This window comes from Geodermatophilus sp. URMC 64 (assembly GCF_053502555.1).
Window position 1 is genome coordinate 3,504,716 of record NZ_CP199955.1, and the last position, 19,351, is coordinate 3,524,066.

17 protein-coding genes are annotated in these 19,351 nt (G+C 74.1%); 1 reads left to right on the forward strand and 16 read right to left on the reverse strand.

Features of this window, described 5'->3' with window-relative positions; translation table 11 throughout:
• Positions 1-51: 51 nt before the first annotated feature.
• The 7 genes from ACWIYF_RS17060 to ACWIYF_RS17090 form a co-directional block, all read right to left on the reverse strand.
• Positions 52-681, reverse strand: a complete 630-nt coding sequence (locus ACWIYF_RS17060) for a class II aldolase/adducin family protein (protein ID WP_448624020.1) — start codon at positions 679-681, stop codon at positions 52-54.
• A complete protein-coding gene (locus tag ACWIYF_RS17065) occupies positions 678-1,655 on the reverse strand; it encodes a s-methyl-5-thioribose-1-phosphate isomerase (protein ID WP_448624021.1) in 978 nt (325 codons plus the stop codon). The genes ACWIYF_RS17060 and ACWIYF_RS17065 overlap by 4 nt, the downstream gene beginning before the upstream one ends.
• A gap of 83 nt (positions 1,656-1,738) precedes the next feature.
• Positions 1,739-4,036, reverse strand: a complete 2,298-nt coding sequence (gene pucD, locus ACWIYF_RS17070; RefSeq protein WP_448624022.1) for a xanthine dehydrogenase subunit D — start codon at positions 4,034-4,036, stop codon at positions 1,739-1,741.
• A complete protein-coding gene (locus ACWIYF_RS17075) occupies positions 4,033-4,503 on the reverse strand; it encodes a (2Fe-2S)-binding protein (RefSeq protein WP_448624023.1) in 471 nt (156 codons plus the stop codon). Before ACWIYF_RS17075 ends, pucD begins: the two co-directional genes overlap by 4 nt.
• 4 nt (positions 4,504-4,507) lie before the next feature.
• The gene (locus ACWIYF_RS17080; RefSeq protein WP_448624024.1) at positions 4,508-5,380 is read right to left on the reverse strand and encodes an FAD binding domain-containing protein; all 873 of its coding nucleotides are present in this window, start codon (positions 5,378-5,380) and stop codon (positions 4,508-4,510) included.
• 297 nt (positions 5,381-5,677) lie between these two features.
• Positions 5,678-7,189, reverse strand: a complete 1,512-nt coding sequence (locus ACWIYF_RS17085; RefSeq protein ID WP_448624025.1) for an MFS transporter — start codon at positions 7,187-7,189, stop codon at positions 5,678-5,680.
• A 64-nt stretch (positions 7,190-7,253) separates the two neighbouring features.
• A complete protein-coding gene (locus tag ACWIYF_RS17090; RefSeq protein WP_448624026.1) occupies positions 7,254-8,132 on the reverse strand; it encodes an SDR family NAD(P)-dependent oxidoreductase in 879 nt (292 codons plus the stop codon).
• Positions 8,133-8,208: 76 nt separating this feature from the next.
• Here ACWIYF_RS17090 and ACWIYF_RS17095 point away from each other — a divergent pair, with 76 nt between their 5' ends.
• Positions 8,209-9,219 carry an iron-containing redox enzyme family protein gene (locus ACWIYF_RS17095; RefSeq protein ID WP_448624027.1) on the forward strand — a complete coding sequence of 337 codons (1,011 nt, stop codon included), beginning with the start codon at positions 8,209-8,211 and terminating at the stop codon, positions 9,217-9,219.
• Positions 9,220-9,645: 426 nt separating this feature from the next.
• Here ACWIYF_RS17095 and ACWIYF_RS17100 read toward each other — a convergent pair whose 3' ends face one another.
• The 9 genes from ACWIYF_RS17100 to ACWIYF_RS17140 all read right to left on the reverse strand — a co-directional run bounded on the left by ACWIYF_RS17100 (position 9,646) and on the right by ACWIYF_RS17140 (position 19,337).
• Positions 9,646-9,915, reverse strand: coding sequence for a CDGSH iron-sulfur domain-containing protein (locus ACWIYF_RS17100; protein ID WP_448624028.1), 270 nt, complete (start codon positions 9,913-9,915; stop codon positions 9,646-9,648).
• Positions 9,916-9,956: 41 nt separating this feature from the next.
• On the reverse strand, positions 9,957-10,790 hold the full coding sequence (locus tag ACWIYF_RS17105; protein ID WP_448624029.1) for an aquaporin: 834 nt from the start codon (positions 10,788-10,790) through the stop codon (positions 9,957-9,959).
• Between the two features lie 124 nt (positions 10,791-10,914).
• A complete protein-coding gene (locus ACWIYF_RS17110) occupies positions 10,915-11,532 on the reverse strand; it encodes an FMN-binding negative transcriptional regulator (protein ID WP_448624030.1) in 618 nt (205 codons plus the stop codon).
• 5 nt (positions 11,533-11,537) lie between these two features.
• The gene (locus ACWIYF_RS17115) at positions 11,538-14,633 is read right to left on the reverse strand and encodes a bifunctional [glutamine synthetase] adenylyltransferase/[glutamine synthetase]-adenylyl-L-tyrosine phosphorylase (RefSeq protein WP_448624031.1); all 3,096 of its coding nucleotides are present in this window, start codon (positions 14,631-14,633) and stop codon (positions 11,538-11,540) included.
• A gap of 2 nt (positions 14,634-14,635) precedes the next feature.
• Entirely contained in the window at positions 14,636-15,388 is a 753-nt protein-coding gene (locus ACWIYF_RS17120; RefSeq protein WP_448624032.1) for a type 1 glutamine amidotransferase, read from the reverse strand.
• A 214-nt stretch (positions 15,389-15,602) separates the two neighbouring features.
• Positions 15,603-16,400 (reverse strand): pentapeptide repeat-containing protein, encoded by a 798-nt coding sequence (locus tag ACWIYF_RS17125; protein WP_448624033.1) that lies wholly within the window; start codon positions 16,398-16,400, stop codon positions 15,603-15,605.
• A 108-nt stretch (positions 16,401-16,508) separates the two neighbouring features.
• Positions 16,509-17,849 carry a glutamine synthetase family protein gene (locus ACWIYF_RS17130; RefSeq protein WP_448624034.1) on the reverse strand — a complete coding sequence of 447 codons (1,341 nt, stop codon included), beginning with the start codon at positions 17,847-17,849 and terminating at the stop codon, positions 16,509-16,511.
• Between the two features lie 46 nt (positions 17,850-17,895).
• Positions 17,896-18,267, reverse strand: coding sequence for a DUF488 domain-containing protein (locus ACWIYF_RS17135; protein WP_448624035.1), 372 nt, complete (start codon positions 18,265-18,267; stop codon positions 17,896-17,898).
• Complete coding sequence (locus ACWIYF_RS17140) at positions 18,264-19,337, reverse strand: flavin-containing monooxygenase (protein ID WP_448624036.1); 1,074 nt, start codon at positions 19,335-19,337, stop codon at positions 18,264-18,266. The genes ACWIYF_RS17135 and ACWIYF_RS17140 overlap by 4 nt, the downstream gene beginning before the upstream one ends.
• Between the last annotated feature and the right edge of the window lie 14 nt (positions 19,338-19,351).

Consider the following 19,351-nt stretch of genomic DNA (forward strand, 5'->3'; position numbering starts at 1 on the left):
CGCAGCGGTGTGATGCCTTCTGCCTACTGGAACGACGGCCGCGGCGGGAACTCATCGGTGCAGCGGAACACCCGTCGGGAACGCGGTGGTCGTGTCCCCGAGGAGCAAGCAGCGGTAGGTGGCGACGGCGGCCTCCTCGAGGTTGAGCGCCCGCCGGAAGGCCGTGCCGACGTCCGGGCCGAGCGCCGAGCAGCCGTGGTGGGACAGCACGATGCAGTCGTGCTCCCGGGCCTGCGCGGCGGCGCCGTCGGCCAGCTCGTCCGAGCCGTTCGGGAAGTACGGCACCGTGCCGATCGAGTGCACGTAGGTGGCGTGGTCGAGCGTGATCAGCCGGATCGGGTGGCCCAGGGCGTCGACCAGGACGGCGTGCTGCGGGTGCAGATGCACGACCGCGTTGACGTCCGGCCGCGCCCGGTAGGTCCGCTGGTGCAGCTTCCACTCGGTGGACGGCCCCTCTGCGCCGCCCACCACCTCGCCGTCCAGCGTCATCGTGCTGAAGTCGGCGGGTGCGAGCCGGTCGAGCCACGTGCCGGCGCCGGTCACCACGAACTCGGCCGCGCCGGGCAGCCGCGCCGACAGGTTGCCCCCGCTGGCCAGCACCAGGCCGCGCTCGACGGACAGCCGGCCGACCTCGATCAGCTGCTCGACCGCCTCCTCGCGCGTCCTCGCCGGCGCCCTCATGCGTAGTAGGAGGCGACGTCGGCCGGCGCGAAGCGGCCGCGGTCGGTCACGACGACGCTCACGAACCGCGGCGGCGTGACGTCGAAGGCCGGGTAGACGCCGGTCACCCGCGCCGACGCCGTCCGCCGGCCCAGGCAGTGCAGCACCTCGTCGCCGTCCCGGTCCTCGAGCTCGACGTCGGCGGCCGTCGCCGCCTGCCGGTCCGGGGCCTGCACCAGCGCGACGAACGGCACCCCGAAGGCCTGCGCCGACACCGCGATCTGCAGCGTGCCGATCTTGTTGACCACCGACCCGTCCATCGTCACCCGGTCCGCGCCGGAGACGAACGTGGTGATCTCGCCGCGGCTCATGAGGTGCGCGGCCATGCCGTCGGTGATCAGCCGGGTGGGCACGCCCATCTCGGCCAGGCTCTCCGCGGTCAGCCGGGCGCCCTGCAGGTAGGGGCGGGTCTCGGTGCAGATCGCGGCGATCCGCTTGGCCGAGCGCAGCACCGCGGCGACCGTCTCGGTCAGGTAGGCGTCGGCCCAGCAGTGGGTGAGCACGGTGGCGCCGTCCGGGATGAGGGGCGCGGCGTGCTCGCCCAGCGCCCGGTAGCCGGCTCGGTACCGCTGGGCCAGGGCGTCGGCCGCCCGCTCGACGTCCCCGCCCCTCTCCGCGACCGCGAGCAGCTCCCCGACGACGTCCCGGATGCCGTTGTTGGTCGGCCGGGTGGCGACCAGCCGCCGGGCGGCCTCCCGGACCGCGTCGATACCGCGAGCCGAGCGCGCCGCCAGCACCATGCCGCCGGCGGCCGCGAAGGGCGGCCCGAGGCTCTGCGTGACCATGTCCTCGATGGCCTTGGCGACGTCCTCGTACGAGCGGCAGGTCACCCAGGTGCGCTCGAACGGGAAGACCCGGCGGTCGAGGATGCGGACGGCGTCCGGCTCGACCACCACGCTCTCCCCGACCAGCGTCGGCACGGGGACGTCGGTCATGTGCCTACCTTTCCGGCGAGATCGGCGATCTCGCCGTCATCACGGGCTCCAAGGAGGCGAGATCGCCGATCTCGCCGAGGATCTCACGTGCCGGCGATGTGCTCGGGGCGGATCGGCACCCGGCGCAGCTTCACACCGGTCGCCGCGCGCACGGCCGCCGCGACCGCCGGGCCGGAGGAGATCGTCGGCGGCTCCCCCACCCCGCGCACCCCGTAGGGCGCGTGCGGGTCGGCGTACTCGAGCAGCTCGATGCGCATCGGCGGCATGTCGAGGATGGTCGGGATCAGGTAGTCGGTGAACGACGGGTTGCGCACGTGCCCGTCGGTGACGACGACCTCCTCCATCAGCGCCAGCCCCATGCCCTGCGCGCTGCCGCCCTGGATCTGCCCGATCACGGCGTCCGGGTTGATGGCCTTGCCGACGTCCTGCGCGGTGTCCAGCGCGACCACCTTGACCAGGCCGAGCTCGGTGTCGACGTCGACCACGGCGCGGTGCGCGGAGAACGCGAACTGCACGTGCGCGTCGCCCTGGCCGGTCTCGGGGTCGACCGCGTGCGTCGGCCGGTGCCGCCACTCGACGGTCTCCTCGACCGCGTCGGTCCCGAGGACGTCGCCCAGGCTGGTCAGCACCTCGCCGGAGAGCCCGACGATCTTCTCGCCGTCCAGGGACAGCGAGCCGACCGGCCGGTCCAGCGCGATCGCCGCCCGCTGCAGCACCGTCGCGCGCACCGCCTCGCAGGCGGCCTTCACCGCGCCGCCGGTGACGTAGGTCTGCCGGGACGCCGACGTCGACCCGCCGGACCCCACCTGCGTGTCGGCCGGGACGACGACCACCCGCTCCACGCCGAGCTCGGTGCGGGCGATCTGCGGCTGGATCGTGATCAGCCCCTGCCCCACCTCGGCCGCCGCCGTGTGCACGGTGGCGACCGCCTCCCCGCCGGTCAGCTGCAGCCGCACCCGCGCGGTCGAGTAGTCGTCGAACCCCTCCGAGAACCCGATGTTCTTGTAGGTGACCGCGTAGCCGATCCCGCGCCGCACGCCCTCGCCGTGCGTGGTGTTGCCGACCGCGCCCGGCAGCGTGAGCAGGTCCCGCTCGCCCTCGGCCGGAGGGGGCAGCGGCAGGTCGCGCACCTTCTGCAGCAGCTCCGCGACCGGCGCCGCGGAGTCGATGACCTGGCCGGTGATGTTGCGGTCGCCCTCGCGCATGCCGTTGCGCACGCGGATCTCGACCGGGTCGAGGCCGAGCACCTCGGCCAGCTCGTCCATCAGCGCCTCGTGCGCGAACGCCGCCTGCACGCAACCGAACCCGCGCATCGCGCCGCACGGCGGGTTGTGCGTGTAGACCCCGCGGACGTCGACGGCCACGTTCGGGATCCGGTACGGGCCGAGCCCCAGCGTCCCGGCGTTGCCCACGACCGCCGTCGTCGACGACGCGTACGCCCCGCCGTCAAGCAGCGTGTCGGCCTTGGCGTAGACCAGCGTGCCGTCGCGCTCGGCGCCGAACTCGTAGTGCAGCCAGGCCGGGTGGCGGTGCACGTGGCCGTAGAAGGACTCCTCCCGGCCGTAGACCATCTTCACCGGCCGGCTGGTGCGCAGCGCCAGCATGCAGGCGTGGATGTGCACCGAGAGGTCCTCCCGCCCGCCGAACGCGCCGCCCACGCCGGCGAGGGTCAGCCGGACCTTCTCGGGCGGCATGCCCAGCGCCAGGCACATCTGCCGCTGGTCGACGTGCAGCCACTGGGTGGCGACGTAGAGGTCGATCCCGCCGTCCTCGGCCGGCACCGCCAGCCCGGACTCCGGGCCGAGGAAGGCCTGGTCCTGCATGCCGACCTCGAAGTCGAGCGAGACGACCACGGGCGCGGTGGCGCCCGGGTCGCCGCGGCGCAGCTTCAGGTGCCGCACCAGGTTGCCGGCCGGGTTGACCGGCGGCGCGTCGTCGTCCAGGGCCCGGCGCGGATCGGTGACCGCGGGCAGCGGCTCGTAGTCCACGCGGATCCGCCGGGCCGCCCGGCGGGCGGTCTCCGGGTGGTCGGCGGCCACCAGCGCCACCGGCTCGCCCTCGTAGCGCACCTCGCCGGAGGCCAGCACCGGCTGGTCGGCGTGCTCGAGCCCGTAGGCGTTCTCCCCCGGGACGTCGTCGGCGGTGAGGACGGCGAACACTCCCGGCACCGTGAGCGCCTCGGTGAGGTCGATGCCGCGGATCCGCGCGTGCGGGTGCGGGCTGCGCAGCGTGACGCCCCAGACCATGTCGTCGTGCCACAGGTCGCTGGCGTAGGCGAACTCGCCGGTGACCTTCAGCGTGCCGTCCGGCCGCAGGGGGCTGTCCCCCACCCGGCCGGTCGTCGTGGTCGGCCCGGCCGGGCGGGTGCTCGTCGACGTCACGGCTGCACCTGCTTGGCGGCGGCCAGCCGCACGGCGTCGAGGATCTTCTCGTAGCCGGTGCAGCGGCAGAGGTTGCCGGCCAGCGCCTCGCGGATCTCCAGGTCCGACGGCGACGGCACCCGGACCAGCAGGTCGTGCGCGGCGACGACCAGCCCGGGCGTGCAGAACCCGCACTGGACGGCGCCTGCTTCGACGAACGCCTCCTGGACCGGGTGCAACGACTCGCCCGATGCGAGCCCCTCGACGGTGACGACGTCGCGGTCGATCGCCTGGCCGGCCGCCACCAGGCACGAGCACACCGGCTCGCCGTCCAGGTAGACGGTGCACGACCCGCACTCGCCCTGCTCGCAGGCGTTCTTCGACCCGGGCAGGCCGAGCCGCTCGCGCAGCAGGAACAGCAGGCTCTCGCCGGGCCAGACGTCGTCGACCGCCTGCTCGGTGCCGTTCACGGTGGTGGTGACGCGCATGCTGCTATGCCGCCTTCCGCAGGTCGTCCCAGGCCCAGGTGACCGCTCGGCGGGCCATCACCGACAGCGCGTGCCGCCGGTAGGCCGCGCTGCCGCGGACGTCGTCGATGGGGTCGGCCGCCGCCGCGACCCGCTCGCCGAACGCGCCGGCCAGCGACTCGGGCAGGACGGCGCGGGAGTCCCACAGGCCGGCGGCGTCCAGCTCGCCGGCGAGGAACTCCTCGGCCTCCCCAGCCCGCCGCGGGGTGGGCGCGGCCGAGCCGATGCCGGTGCCCACCGCCCGCCGGTCGGGGTACAGGGCGACGGCGAACGCGGTCACCGCGATGACCATCGCGTTGCGGGTGCCGATCTTGCAGAACTGCTGCGGGCCGGCCGCCGTCGGCACCACGACCGCGGCGATCAGCTCGTCGGGTTCGAGGGCGTTGCGCTTCACGCCGGTGTAGAACTCGGCGGCCGGGACCATCCGGCTCCCCCGCTCGGCCGAGGCCACCTCGACCACCGCGTCGGCGGCCAGCAGCGGCGGGTGCGCGTCGCCGGCCGGGGACGCCGCGCCGAGGTTGCCGCCGACGGTCCCCCGGATCCGGATCTGCGGTGACCCGACCGTGCGCGACGCCATGGCCAGGCCGGGCAGCTGCGCGCCGAGCTCATCGATGACGCGGGCGTAGGTCACCCCGGCCCCGAGCCGGACCACCCCGTCGCCGCTCGACCACTCCCGCAGCTCGGGCACCCGCCCGAGGTCGAGCAGGGCTCCCGGCCGGCGCCGGTCGAAGTTGAGCTCCACCATGACGTCGGTGCCACCGGCGATCGGCAGCGCGTCCGGCCGCTCGGCGCGCAGCGCCAGGGCCTGCGCCCACGACGTCGGTTGCAGGAAGTCCATTGCGCCCCCTCGCCGTCCGAAACGGTTCGGCGAAAGGGAACCCCTCCGTCGAGGAACTGGCAAGGCACCTGCGCCTGCCGCCCGTCGACGAGGCGGCAGGCGCCTCAGGAGGCGAACAGCTGCCCGGCCCAGAGCACGAGCACGAGCACGATCAGCGCGAGCACCCACGCGGTGACGCGCTCGTCGCCCCACTTGTCGCCCATCGCCTCCAGGGTTGCGCGCCGGGAGCGCCGTCACCACCCCGGGACGCGCCGTGGCCCCCGACCCGGGCGGGTCGGGGGCCACGGGGCCGAGGGGTCAGCTGGTGTAGCGCGGCGAGGCCGAGCCCTCCACCCGCGTGCTGCCGGCGCGCCGCGCCGCGAAGGGCGTGGCGACGTCCTCCAGCGACTTGTTCTCGGCCGCGATGCCGATGAACGCGGCGATCAGCCCGCCGAGGACCATCACGCCCGCGCCGAGCAGGTACCCGTAGAACAGCGGGATCCGGGACTGGCCCTCGCCGATCAGCGCGCTGTAGATGAACGGGCCGAACGTGCCGAAGATCTGCGCCAGTGCGAAGAAGACGGCGATCGCCTTCGCCCTGACCTCCTGCGGGAAGATCTCGCTGACCGTCAGGTAGGCCGAGCTGGCGCCGGCGGAGGCGAAGTAGAAGATCACCGTCCAGGCGATGGTCTGCGTGGTCGCGTTGAGGACGTCCGCGCGGAACAGGAACGCGGTGACCGCCAGCAGGACCCCGGAGAGGATGTAGGTGCCGGCGATCATCTTCTTGCGGCCGATGGTGTCGAACAGGTGCCCGATGGTGAGCGGGCCGGCGAGGTTGCCCACCGCGAAGGCGATGAGGAACAGCGGCACGGTGCCCGAGTCGACGCCGTAGAAGTTGCCCAGCACCAGCGCGTAGGTGAAGAAGATCGCGTTGTAGAGGAACGACTGCGTGATCATCAGCGAGGCGCCGTAGACGGCCCGGCGCGGGTACTCCTTGAACAGCACCCGGGCGAGGGCGAAGTAGCCGATGTCCTCGGCCGGCGTCAGGTCGATCGCCTTGTCCTCGGGCACCCGCGGCAGCTGCCGGCCGCCCTGCTCGACCTCGTGCTCGATGAAGTCGATCGTCCGCTCGGCCTCCTCCTGGTGGCCGTGCATGATCTGCCACCGCGGGCTCTCGGGCAGGTGTCGCCGGACGACGAGGATCACCAGACCGAGCACCGGGCCGAGCAGGAAGGCCAGCCGCCAGCCGACGCCCGGCTCCATCGCGTTGAGGAAGATGAAGGTGCCGATCGTGCCGAGGACCGCGCCGGCCCAGTAGGTGCCGTTGACGGCGATGTCGACCCGGCCGCGGAAGCGCGCGGGGATCAGCTCGTCGATCGCGGAGTTGATGGCGGCGTACTCGCCGCCGATGCCCATCCCGGCGATGAACCGGGTGAGGTACAGGAAGCCCACCCAGGCCAGGCTGTTGCCGAGCGTCAGCGCGGTCAGGCCGCTGCCGATCAGGTACACCGCCAGCGTGACCATGAAGAGCTTCCGACGCCCCAGCTTGTCCGAGAGCCGGCCGAAGAAGAGCGCGCCCACGACCTCACCGGCGAGGTAGACCGACGCGATCAGCCCGACCTGCGTCGACGACAGCGCGAGGGTGTCCTCCTCGGTCAGCCGCTCCACGACCGCGCTGGCGACGGTGATCTCCAGGCCGTCGAGGATCCACGCGATCCCCAGCGCGATCACCATGCGGGTGTGGTACGGGGACCAGGGCAACCGGTCGATCCGGGCCGGGATGAGGCTGCGGATCACGCCGGGTGCCGGTGCCTCGCGCGTCGTCGTCACTCAGGCCTCCAGGCTGGGCTCATTCGGTTGTAAGCGGAAACCGTTCTGCCCCGCCGGAACCGGATCAATCTCCGGGACGTTCACCCGCCTCGGTGTGATGCACGTCACGTCTGGCCAGCATCCGCTCCGTTCCGGTGCGGATCCGCTCGGTCTGCCGGGCGAGGACGGCGTCCAGCAGCCGGTTCACCGGGGTCACCTCGCCGAGGCGGGCCACCCCGAACCACCGGGGGACGGCGACGGTGCGCGACCCCGGCGCGGTGAGGCAGCGCGCCACCGCCTCCGCCACGCGCGCGGGGTCGATCCCCGGGGCGAGCCGCCCGCGGGCGTCGTCGTCCGAGATCGGTGCGTAGCCGTGGCCCCGGACCAGCCACTCCGTGGCGACGAAGCCGGGGTTGACGGTGTGCACCCGCACGCCGCGGCGGGTGACCTCGCGGCGCAGCCCCTTCACGAACCCCTGCACGCCGGCCTTGGTGGCCGAGTAGACGGTGAGCGGCGGGACCTGCGACCAGGCGGCGGCCGAGCCGATCGTGAGGACGTCGCCCCGGCCCCGGTCGCGGGCGGCGGCGAACAGGTGCGGCAACGCGAGCCGGGTCAGCTCGATGACGCCGGTGAGGTTGAGCGCGACCGTGCCCTCCACCGCCTCGCCCGGCATGTCCTCGAACAGCCCCGCCCAGCCCAGACCCGCGTTGAGCACGACGGCGTCGAGCCGGCCGTGCTCGGCGAGCACTCGCTCGAGCAGCATCGCCCGGTCGGCGGCGTCGGCCGCGTCGGCCACCACGCCGGTCGCCCCGGGGACGCCGGCCAGCGCCTCGGTCAGCCGGTCCCCGTGCCGGGCGCAGGTGACGACGCGGGCGCCCTCGGCGGCCAGCCGGTGGACGGTGGCGCGGCCGATGCCGGCGCTACCGCCGGTGACCAGGACGACGCGGTCGCGCAGCGAGCTCATGCCGCCTGTCCTACCCCCGGGGGACTTCGCACACAGGGGCGCATCGAACGCGCTGGTCGTGGGCATGCTTGCCGGCATGCAGCTCCCCGAACCGAGGGGCCCGTTGAGCCTCGCCGTCCGCGCCGACCTGGCCGGCGGCACCACCCTGTCCGCGACCACCCTCGCCCTCGCCGAGCGCGTGGCGGCCACCGCGGCCGACCCGCTGCTCGACGACGACCTGCAGCTCACCCTGGCCGTCTGCTACGAGCTGCACTACCGCGGGTTCGACGGGGTCGCGGAGGAGTGGGAGTGGGACCCGGAGCTGCTGCGGCTGCGCGCCCTGCTCGAGCGCCGGCATATCGAGGCGCTGCGCGCGCTGGCCGGCCCGATCGAGGCCACCGGTGACCCGATCGACCGGCAGCTCGCCGCCCTGATCGCGGCCGACGACTCGCCGTCGCTGTCGTCCTTCCTGGCGCGCAAGGGCACCGTCGAGCAGTGGCGGGAGTACCTGACCGTCCGGTCGGTGTACCACCTCAAGGAGGGCGATCCGCACACCTTCGCCGTTCCCCGCCTGGGCGGGCGGGCCAAGGCCGCGATGGTGGAGATCCAGGCCGACGAGTACGGCGGCGGCGCGCCCGAGCGCATGCACAGCGAGCTGTTCGCCGGGATGATGCGCGACCTGGATCTCGACGCCGCCTACGGCGCGCTGTGGGACGACGCCCCCGCGATCGCCTTCGCCTCGGTGAACACGATGTCGCTGTTCGGGCTGCACCGCCGGTGGCGCGCTGCCGCGCTGGGCCACCTCACCGCGGTGGAGATGACGTCGTCCGAGCCGAGCCGCCGCTACTCCGCCGGGCTGCGCCGGCTGGGCTTCGACGAGCGGACGACGGTCTTCTACGACGAGCACGTGGAGGCCGACGCCGTCCACGAGCAGATCGCCGCGGTCGACATGTGCGGCTCGCTGGTCGCCGAGTCCCCCGACCTGGCCGGTGACGTGCTCTTCGGCGCGGCCTGCGCGCTCGCCGTCGACGGCCTGGCCGCCCGGGAGCTGCTGGCGACCTGGGAGTCCGGGGCCTCCGTGCTGCGTGCCGCACCGGTGGCAGCCTGACCTGTGGGGTTGCAGATCGTTCCGGTTCCGGCTCAACGTCGATCCGGTTCGGGCGAAGGTTGCTTCATGCGATGGTGGCGCGACAGCAATTCCCCCTCCCCGGCCGCCGCACCGGCGGTCACCCCCGACGACGGCGAGCTCACCGAGCACCGCGGCTGAGCCGGCGCTGCCGCTCGCCGCGGGCACGGGGCTCTCGCCGGGTGGGACGGTGTGCGCTCAGGCCGGGAAATCACGGCCTGAAATGCGGCCACGGCGCACATCGTTGCCGCCCGGCGGTCCCCGTCACCCCGCTCGGTCGGATAGACGCGAGGATGACCGCGCCGGCCCCGGTGGTCGGCAGCGATGTGCACAGAAGGCGCGTTCTCGTCACAGACATGCGCCATCCGCGCACGTCGTTGCCCGCGGTGAACCGCGGAGCCCTCGCAGCTAGGGCCGTTGCTCCCGGGCGGAACGCAGGATCTGGGCCGCGGGCCGCGGGCGCGACGGCGCGCTCGGAGCGGAGAAGCCCGCGCGCTTGTGGGTGCCGTCGCAGAACGGCTTGATGCCCGACTTGCCGCAGCGGCACAGCGCGATCGTGTCGCGGCCGGGATCGATCTCGACGCCGTCCTGGTCGACCAGCCGGAAGTCGCCGCGCACGATCAGCGGGCCGTCCCGGTACGGGGTGATGGTGGCGCGGGGATCCTCCGGCTCGGACACGCCCCTCCCCTGCCCCGGAACGGCGGGCGGCACACCCGGGGTCACCCGGGCGGGGGCGTCCGCCGCGTCTCGACCGCCTCCTCGTCCTCCGCCGGGCGCCGCGCACCGGGGATGCCCTCGGCGGGCACCTGGGCGCCGGTCCGGTCGACGGGCCCGGCGTCCTCGCGGAGGGCCTCCTCGGTGACCAGCGGCGGCGTCAGTGCCCGGACGACGCCGACGGCGACGACCGCGCCGACCAGCGGGGCGAGCAGGAACAGCCAGACGTGGGCCAGTGGGTCGCCGCCGGCGAACAGCGCCGGGCCGAGCGAGCGCGCGGGGTTGACCGACGTGCCGTCCAGCGGGATGCCGACGAGGTGCACCGCGGTCAGGGTGAGGCCGATCGCCAGGCCGGCGAAGCCGGGCGTGGCCGAGCGGCCGGTGACCAGCAGCACGACGGTGACCAGCACCATCGTGAGCAGGACCTCGAGCAGGAAGGCCCCGGCCGCGCTGATGTTCGCGCCCCAGTCGTTCGACCCCAGTGCGCCGGTCGTGTCGGTGACGTCGCCGAAGCCGCTGGTCATCAGCTTCAGCAGCGCCGCGCCGGCGATGCCGCCGGCGAACTGGGCGATCCAGTAGAGACCGGCCTCGCTCGCGGTCATGCCGCGGGAGAGCAGCACCCCGAGGGTGACCGCCGGGTTGATGTGGCAGCCCGAGATCGGGCCGATCGCGTAGGCCAGGGCGAGCAGCACCAGGCCGAACGCCAGGGCGACGCCGACCACGCCGGAGACGAGGCCGTCGCCGGTGACCCCCGCGACGGCCGCGCCGACGGCGAGGAAGACGAGCAGCAGCGTGCCGACGAACTCGGCGATCAGGGAACGGACGAGCGTGGAAGACACGTGCGGGACCTCCGCGGCGCCGCAGCCGCTCCCCCGTGCCGCCCGTCCACGGCAACGATGCGGATCGGCGCCCAGGCTGGCCCCCTCCGGCGCGACACGCCAGAGGCATCCGGCACCGGGTCGTTCAGCGATCCGCGGGTCGCGCCTCGGCGACCGCGTCGGCGACGTCCGTGCGGCCGTCGGCAGTCAGCCCGGCGACGACGCCGTCGATGTCGGCGCCCGGCCGGTTCTGGGACATCTTCCACTTCGCCTCGACGCGGCGGATCCGGACCTCGATCCCGACGATCGCCCGCAGCTGCCCGGCCACGAACCGCTCCGGCGCGTCGGCCACCGCCCAGGGGGTGTCGCGGGCCGCCTCGTGGGTGTCGGTGAGCCGGCGGACGTGCGCGTCCAGCCACCCCGGGTCGTCGTGCACGACGAGCTCGCCGTGCACGTGGGCGACCACGTAGTTCCAGGTCGGGACGACGCGGCCGTGCTCGGCCTTGCTGGCGTACCACCCCGGCGAGACGTAGGCGTCCGGGCCGCGGACGATCACCAGGACGTCGCCGATCGTCTCCCGCCACTGCGGATTGCTCCGGGCGAGGTGGCCGACCAGCGACCCGGCGTCCGGGTCGTGCAGCATCGGCAGGGTCGTGGCGGTGAGCCCGTCGGCGGTGCTGCTCACCAGGTCGACCGCGCCGGGTGCGGCCAGCAGCCGGTCGACGGCGTCGGCGGGTGCGGCGAAGTGCGCGGGCACGTACACGGCGCTCAGCCTCCCGTGCCGTAGAAGATCTCGTCCACGACGCCGCGGGCCCGCCGGGTGGTGCGGCGGTAGTCGTCGACGAACCGGCCCGGGTCCTGGTCGGGCCCGTAGCCGCAGGCCCGGGCCACGCCGGCCAGCTCCAGGCCGGGCCGCGGCAGCTGGTCGCTCGGCCGGCCGCGCACCAGGAAGATCGCGTTGCGCGCCCGGCTGGCCAGCTCCCAGGCGGCCCGCAGCGCACCGGCCTGGTCCGCGGTCAGGTGCCCGTGCTGCTGGAGGGCGGCGAGCGCGTCGGTCGTCGAGGGCACCCGCAGGGCGTCGTCCTCGGCCGCGTGCTGCAGCTGCAGCAGCTGGACGGTCCACTCGACGTCGGCCAGCCCGCCACGGCCGAGCTTGGTGTGGGTGGCCGGGTCGGCGCCGCGCGGCAGCCGCTCGCGCTCCACCCGGGCCTTGATCCGGCGGATCTCGGCGACCTGCTCGGCGGAGAGGCCGCCGTCCGGGTAGCGCAGCGGGTCGATCAGCGCCACGAAATCGCCGCCGAGCTCCTCGTCGCCGGCCACCGGGACGGCGCGCAGCAGCGCCTGCACCTCCCAGACGTCGACCCAGCGCTCGTAGTACTCGCGGAAGGCGTCGAGGCTGCGCACCAGCGCGCCCTTCCTGCCCTCCGGCCGCAGGTCGGCGTCGACGTCGAAGGCCGGGTCGGGCGCGGGCTCGCCGAGCAGCCGCCGCAGGGCGTGGGCCACCGCGTTGGCGGCCGCGGCGGCCTTGCCCTGGTCCGCGCCCGGGCGGGGCCGGTGCACGAACAGCACGTCGGCGTCGGAGCCGTAGCCCATCTCGCCGCCGCCGAGCCGGCCCATGCCGATGACGGCGAGGTCCATCGGGACGTCGGCGACGTCCATGCCGGTCTCGTGCGCGTGCGCCCGGAGCGCGACGTCCAGCCCGGCCTGCAGCGTGGCCATGGCGATGTCGGTCAGCGCCTGCCCGACCCGGACGACGTCGAGCCGGCCCAGCAGGTCGGCGCAGGCGACCCGGAGCAGCTCCTGGCGGCGCAGCCCGCGCAGCACGCGGATGCCGGCCTGCGCGTCCGGCGCCCGCCCGGCCGCGGACCGCCACGCCCCGGCGAGGGCGGCCGCGCTGCGTGGCTCGAGCTCGGCGTCGTCGGCGAGCAGCTTGAGCGCCTCCGGCGTGCGGGTCAGCAGGCCGGCCACGTACTGGCTCGAGCCGAGCAGCATGGCCAGCCGCTCGGCCACCTGGCCCTCGTCGCGCAGCAGCCGCAGGAACCACTGGTTGCCGCCCAGCGCCTCGCTGACCTTGCGGTAGGCCAGCAGCCCGGCGTCGGGGTCGGCGGAGGAGGCGAAGGTCTGCAGCAGCACCGGCAGCAGGTACTTCTGGATCGACGCGGAGCGGGAGACGCCGCCGGTGAGCGCCGCCATGTGCCGCAGCGCCCCCTCGGGGTCGGCGAAACCGAGCGCCCGCAGCCAGTCCCCCGCCGCCTTGGACCCGAGCTGCAGCTGCTCGCCGGGCACGCGGGCGACGGCCGTGAGCAGCGGGCGGTAGAAGAGCTTCTCGTGCAGCCGGCGGACCTCGCGGTTGTGCAGCCCCAGCTCGTGCCGCAGGACGGCGACGGCGTCCCCGCGCTGGTCGGGCTTGTAGCCGAGCGAGCGGGCCAGCCAGCGCAGCTGCTGCTCGTCGGTGGGCAGCAGGTGGGTGCGGCGCATGCGCAGCAGCTGCAGCCGGTGCTCCACCGTGCGCAGGAACCGGTAGGAGGCGATGAGGGTGTCGGCGTCGTCCCGGCCGACGTAGCCGCCGGCGCGCAGTGCCATCAGCGCGGGCAGCGTGCCGCCCACCCGCAGGCTCGGGTCGGCGCGGCCGTGGACCAGCTGCAGCAGCTGGACGGCGAACTCGACGTCCCGCAGCCCGCCGCGGCCGAGCTTGAGCTCCCGCTCGGCGTGGGCCGCCGGGATGTTGTCCTCGACGCGGCGGCGCATGGCCTGCACCTCGCCGACGAAGCCGGGCCGGTCACCGGCCTTCCACACCAGCGGCCACAGCGCCTCGACGTAGGCGCGGCCCAGGTCGGGGTCGCCGGCGACCGGCCGCATCTTCAGCAGCGCCTGGAACTCCCAGGTGCTGGCCCACTGCTCGTAGTAGCTCCGGTGGCCGGTGATCGTGCGGACCAGCGCGCCGGCCTTGCCCTCGGGTCGCAGTGCGGCGTCGACCTCCCACGCGGCCTCGCGGCAGATCCGCATGAGCGCGGCGGCGACCCGGGTCGCGCTCTGCACGGCCGGCGCCTCCGCGTCGGTCGGGTCGACCGGCTCGGCCACGAAGACGACGTCGACGTCGCTGACGTAGTTCAGCTCGCGGCCGCCGCACTTGCCCAGGCCGATGACGGCCAGCCGGCAGGCGGCGGCGTCGGCCGGCTGCTCGGCGACCGCGATCGCCAGCGCGGCGCCGAGGACGGCGGCGGCGATGTCGGCCAGCTCGCCGGCGACGTCCTCGGCCGACAGGTTCTCGCCCAGGTCGCGGCCGGCGAGGGAGACCAGCGCGCGCCGGTAGGCCAGCCGGAGGCCGGTGACCCGGTCGGGGGCGGCATCGGGCGCGGCCTTGCCCAGCCGGACGCCCCACGGCGGGTCGTCGGGGTCGGCGCCGACCGCGGCGAGCATCTGCCGCTCGAGGGCGTGGGCCGTGGGCCGGGCGGAGCCGCGGGAGTCGCTGTCGAGCACCGTCCAGTCGCCGGGGTTGGCGGCCAGGTGGTCGGCCAGCCCGGCGCTGGCGCCGAGCAGGGACAGCAGCCGGCTGCGCAGGAGGGCCGAGCCGCGCAGGCGGGCGAGCAGCGCGGCGGCCGAGCCGCCGCTGGGGTCCTCGCGGTCGAGGGACTCGACCAGCCGGTGCAGCGAGCGGATCGCCAGGTCGGGGTCGCCGGCGCGGGCCAGCGCGGAGACGACCGGACCGGCCTCCGGGTCGGCCGGCTCGTTGCGCTCGAGGTCCCACAGGCCCAGCGAGGGATCGGCCAGGTAGCGCGCCGCGCGTTCGCCGTCCTCGAAGCCGAACCGGACCAGCCGGACGACGGCCGGGCGCGGCACCTCGGCGGCGCCGGTGCCGGCCACGGTCAGGCGGCCTGTCGGGAGGCGGTGCGGACCAGCTCGGCGAACCGGCCGGCGAAGGGCGCCCAGACCTCTTCGATGTCGGGATGCGCGGCGGCGGAGCGGGCGCAGATCGTCTCCCGGTCGAAGGGGCTGGCGGCGACGCCGACGACGTCCCGCTCGGCCCACTCCTCGACGATCTCGGGCGTCGTCTCGATGTGGAACTGGATCCCGTAGACGTGCCGGCCGACGCGGAACGCCTGGTGGGCGTACAACGGGCTGCTGGCCAGCAGGGTGGCGCCGGGCGGCAGTTGCGAGATCTCGTCGTGGTGGAACTGGATCACGTCGGGGGTCATCGGCAGCGGCCGGAACAGCGGGTCGGTGTCGGCGATGTCGCGCTTGGCCACCAGCAGCGCGCCGACCTCGGGTCCGTCGACGCCCTTGCGGACCCGCCCGTCGCCGACCTCGGCCAGCAGCTGCGCGCCGAGGCAGACCGCCAGCGTCGGGACGTCGTCCGCGATCGCCTGGCGCAGCAGCGCGCGGACGCCGACCAGCTCGGGGCTCACCTCCGGCGGGTCCAGCGCCGACTGCGGGCCGCCGAGCACCAGCAGGCCGTCGTAGCCGTCGAGGCTGGCGGGCAGCTCGTCGCCGCCGTCCTCGGCCCGCACGTACCGCTCGTCGAGCTCGAGACCCGCCGCGCGCAGCCACTCGCCGAGGCGGGCCGGCGGATCGGTGCGGCTGGGGACGACGACGAGCAGGCGGGCGGTGCTGGCTGACACGGCGTCGAGCCTAGTTCGCCGCCCGGAGGTGGCTGCCGATCCGCCGCTCCTGGGGGCGAACTCGCCCTTCCGGAGTCCTGCAGGACCCCCGAGGCGCGAGTTCGACCCCTGTTCCCGCGTGCGCGGGTGGCTCTTGCGGTGTCCTGCACGCTTCCGCGACGTTGCAGCACCGCAAGAGCGGCTAGAACACCGCAAGAGTGGTACCCAGGGCGGTTCACGGATCGGGGTGGACGACACTTCCCGCAGGGGCCACCTGATCGCCGTCGAGAAGACGGGCCACGTTCTCAGGGATGTCGTGAGCTCCCGCGAAACGTGCCTTGCCGATGCGCGCCCCACCGAACTTGGCACCCTTCATTTGGGCCTCACGGAAGTCGGCCTCCTCCAGATCCGCGTCCGTGAACACCGTCTTGAGCAGCGTGCTTTGGTAGAAGACCGTCTTCTTGGCAGTGACCCCCTTGAAGGAGGCTCGGTCGCACACAGCCCCGAAGAGGTCAGCGCGCGACAGGTCGAGCGGACGCTTGTCCCCTTCCTTCCGGCCGAGGTAGGCCTCGCGGAGGTCGCAGTGCTGCAGATCCATGTCACGCAGATCGACCGCGTAGCGGAGCCCGTCTGCCAGGACCTTCTGGAGCCGTTCGCTCGGCTCCGACCGCAGAAGTCCTGCTATGACCTCGACGGCTTCTCGCGAGTAGGGAGCTCCTGCCTCCCCCTGCTCCGTCTGGCCGTCGAAGAACCGGCGCAGGAGGACGGCGCCTGCCATGCGCTTCGTCTCGTTGTCCGAAGCCAGTCCCTCCACCGTGGCGGCGAAAAACGTTCCGACCGCGGCCAGACGGTCGCGCTTGTCCCGGTACCTGAAGTACTTGAAGATCCCGAGAACCGCCGTCAGGAAGGCAGCTCCGGCAGCGATCCATGCCTGGATCGTCTGAGCCGCCAACGGATCCCCCACCGCAGGAACTGGTGCGACGAGCGTGCGGTACTCGCCGCCCGTCCAGGGCAGGAGCCCTGACCAGCCCATCTTCGGCCACGCCCCAGGGCACGCTCAATCGCCGGCTTCGTTGAGTCGGGCGGCGACCCATCAGCGCTTTTCGGCGCCGAAACGGCTTCCGGCGCCGAAAGCGGTAGGTCAGAGCCCGGGGAGGTAGCGCTGCAGCTCGAACGGCGTGACGTTCTTCCGGTAGGAGGCGAACTCCTCCTTCTTGTTGCGCAGGAAGAAGTCGAACACGTGCTCGCCCAGGGTCTCGGCGACCAGCTCGCTGCTCTCCATCGCGGTCAGCGCCTCGCCGAGGGACACCGGCAGGTCCTCGTAGCCGGCGGCGCGGCGCTCGGTGTCGGTGAGCGACCAGACGTCGTCCTCCGCCTCCGGCGGCAGCTCGTAGCCCTTCTCGATCCCGCGCAGCCCGGCGGCCAGCAGGACGGCGAAGGTGAGGTACGGGTTGCACGCCGAGTCGGGCGAGCGGACCTCGACCCGCGCCGAGTTCGCCTTCGACGGCTTGTAGGACGGCACCCGCACCAGCGCCGACCGGTTGGCCCGACCCCAGGTCACCGCGGTCGGGGCCTCGGTGCCGGCGAGCAGCCGCCGGTAGGAGTTGACCGTCTGGTTGGTGATGGCGGTGAACTCGCGGGCGTGGGTGAGCAGGCCGGCGATGAACTGCTTGCCCGTCGTCGACAGCCGGAGCGGGTCCGACGCGTCGTGGAAGGCGTTGCGGTCGCCCTCGAACAGCGACAGGTGGGTGTGCATCGCCGAGCCGGCCAGGTCGGTGAACGGCTTGGGCATGAAGGTGGCGTGCACGCCCTGGGCCAGCGCCACCTCACGGACGACGTGCCGCAGCGTCATGATGTTGTCCGCCATCGACAGCGCGTCGGCGTAGCGCAGGTCGATCTCCTGCTGCCCCGGTGAGACCTCGTGGTGGCTGAACTCCACCGAGATGCCCATCGCCTCCAGCGCGAAGACCGCCTCGCGGCGGAAGTCGTGCGCGACGTTGTGCGTGGACAGGTCGAAGTAGCCGCCGGTGTCGGCCGGTTCGGGGCAGCTGCCGTCGGTGGGCAGGTCCTTGAGCAGGAAGAACTCGACCTCGGGGTGGGTGTAGAAGGTGAAGCCCATGTCGGCGGCCTTGGCCAGGGTCCGCCGCAGCACGTGCCGGGGGTCGGCCCAGGCCGGTGACCCGTCGGGCAGGGTGATGTCGCAGAACATCCGCGCGGTGTCGCTGGGCCGGCCCTCGCGCGCGGGCATCACCTGGAACGTGCCCGGGTCGGGCTTGGCGAGCATGTCGGACTCGTAGATCCGCGCGAAGCCCTCGATCGCCGAACCGTCGAAGCCGATGCCCTCGGCGAAGGCCGCCTCGATCTCGGCGGGGGCGACGGCCACCGCCTTCAGGTAGCCCGAGACGTCGGTGAACCACAGCCGCACGAAGCGGATGTCGCGTTCCTCGAGGGTGCGCAGGACGAACTCCTGCTGTCGGTCCATGCTCGCCATGATCCAGTCCGCTCGTTTCCTCTGTGTGACGACCCGGTCAGCCTGCCCTGCCGCCGTCCAGTCTCTCCAGCAGGTGCTCGCGCAGCACCACCGCGTTGTTGTGGTCGGCGTCCCGCGCGGCGTAGAGCAGGACGACGTCGCCGTCCTCGGCCGCCTCCAGCAGGGGACGGACGGCGTCCGGGGCGTCGGCGAGCTCGGCGCGGTACCGCCGCCGGAACTCCGGCCACCGCGCGACGTCGTGACCGAACCAGCGCCGCAGCCCGTCGCTCGGCGCCACGTCCCGCAGCCAGCCCTCGAGCGCCACCTCGTCGCGGCGGACGCCGCGGGGCCAGAGCCGGTCCACGAGGAACCGCCGTCCGGGCGGCAGCGCCTCCCGGTCGTAGATCCGGGCGATGTGGATCCGGCTCACGCCGGGGAGTATGCGACGGCGCGCGCATCGGTCGACAGCCGCTGGGCGAGCCAGGCGGCGTCCTCCCGGACGAAGCCGAGCAGGGCCGAGCCGCGGGTGGACTGCCAGGGCAGGCCGAGGAAGGCCAGCCCGGGCACCGGGCTGAGGCCGCGCTGGTGCGCCACCTGCCCGTCGAGCAGCGCGCCGGGGACGTCGAGCCACGAGTGGTCCGGCCGGTAGCCGGTCGCCCACACGACCGCGTCGACGTCGAGCGCGGAGCCGTCGGCGAACCGCACGGTCCGGCCGTCCGCCGCGACCGCCCGCGGCCGCAGCCCGATCCCGAGGGACCGCACCCGGCGCCACGTCGTCCCGACGACCAGCTCGCGGGCGCGGAACCGCCGCCCCAGGCGCGAGTCGGCGCGGGCCCGGACGAGGCCGAGCGTCGTGAGCCACCAGAACAGGTCGCGGCCCAGCGGCCGCTGCGGCACCGTCTTCGGCCGGCTGCCGACCGCGACGGTGACCGCCCGGCCCGCGCCGGCCAGCTCCTCGGCGATCTGCAGCCCCGAGTTGCCCGCGCCGACGACCAGCACCGACCCGGCCGGGACGTCGTCCGGACGCCGGTACTGCGCGCTGTGCACCTGCGGCACCTCCGCGCCGAGACCGAGCGCCGGCACGTGCGGCGTCTGGAACGGCCCGGTGGCGACGACGACCTGCCGGGCGGCGATCGGCCCGGTCGTCGTCTCGGCGCGGAAGCCGCCGTCGGCCCGCGACAGGCGGGTGACCCGGGTGCCGAGTCGCACCGGCAGCTCGAACGCCTCGGCGTAGGCGGCGAGGTAGTCGGCGACCTGGTCCTTGGTCGGGTAGGTGCCGGCCGGTGCCGGGAAGGCCATGCCGGGCAGCGCGTCGTACTCGGCGGCCGTGAACAGCCGCAGCGAGTCCCAGCGGGAGCGCCACACGTGCCCGATCCGGTCGCCCGCGTCGACGACGAGGAACCGGGTGCCGGAGCGCTGCAGGTGCCAGGCGAGGGCGAGACCGGCCTGGCCGGCGCCGATCACGAGCACGTCCAGGGGCTGGTCGAGGTCCGAGGTCATGCCGGGGACGCTAG

Coding starts and splice junctions, on each gene's coding strand:
- ACWIYF_RS17060 (WP_448624020.1), bottom strand. CDS start 681: ATGAGGGCGCCGGCGAGGACGCGCGAGGAGGCGGTCGAGCAGCTGATC.
- ACWIYF_RS17065 (WP_448624021.1), bottom strand. CDS start 1,655: ATGACCGACGTCCCCGTGCCGACGCTGGTCGGGGAGAGCGTGGTGGTC.
- ACWIYF_RS17075 (WP_448624023.1), bottom strand. CDS start 4,503: ATGCGCGTCACCACCACCGTGAACGGCACCGAGCAGGCGGTCGACGAC.
- ACWIYF_RS17080 (WP_448624024.1), bottom strand. CDS start 5,380: ATGGACTTCCTGCAACCGACGTCGTGGGCGCAGGCCCTGGCGCTGCGC.
- ACWIYF_RS17090 (WP_448624026.1), bottom strand. CDS start 8,132: ATGAGCTCGCTGCGCGACCGCGTCGTCCTGGTCACCGGCGGTAGCGCC.
- ACWIYF_RS17095 (WP_448624027.1), top strand. CDS start 8,209: ATGCAGCTCCCCGAACCGAGGGGCCCGTTGAGCCTCGCCGTCCGCGCC.
- ACWIYF_RS17125 (WP_448624033.1), bottom strand. CDS start 16,400: ATGGGCTGGTCAGGGCTCCTGCCCTGGACGGGCGGCGAGTACCGCACG.
- ACWIYF_RS17130 (WP_448624034.1), bottom strand. CDS start 17,849: ATGGACCGACAGCAGGAGTTCGTCCTGCGCACCCTCGAGGAACGCGAC.
- ACWIYF_RS17140 (WP_448624036.1), bottom strand. CDS start 19,337: ATGACCTCGGACCTCGACCAGCCCCTGGACGTGCTCGTGATCGGCGCC.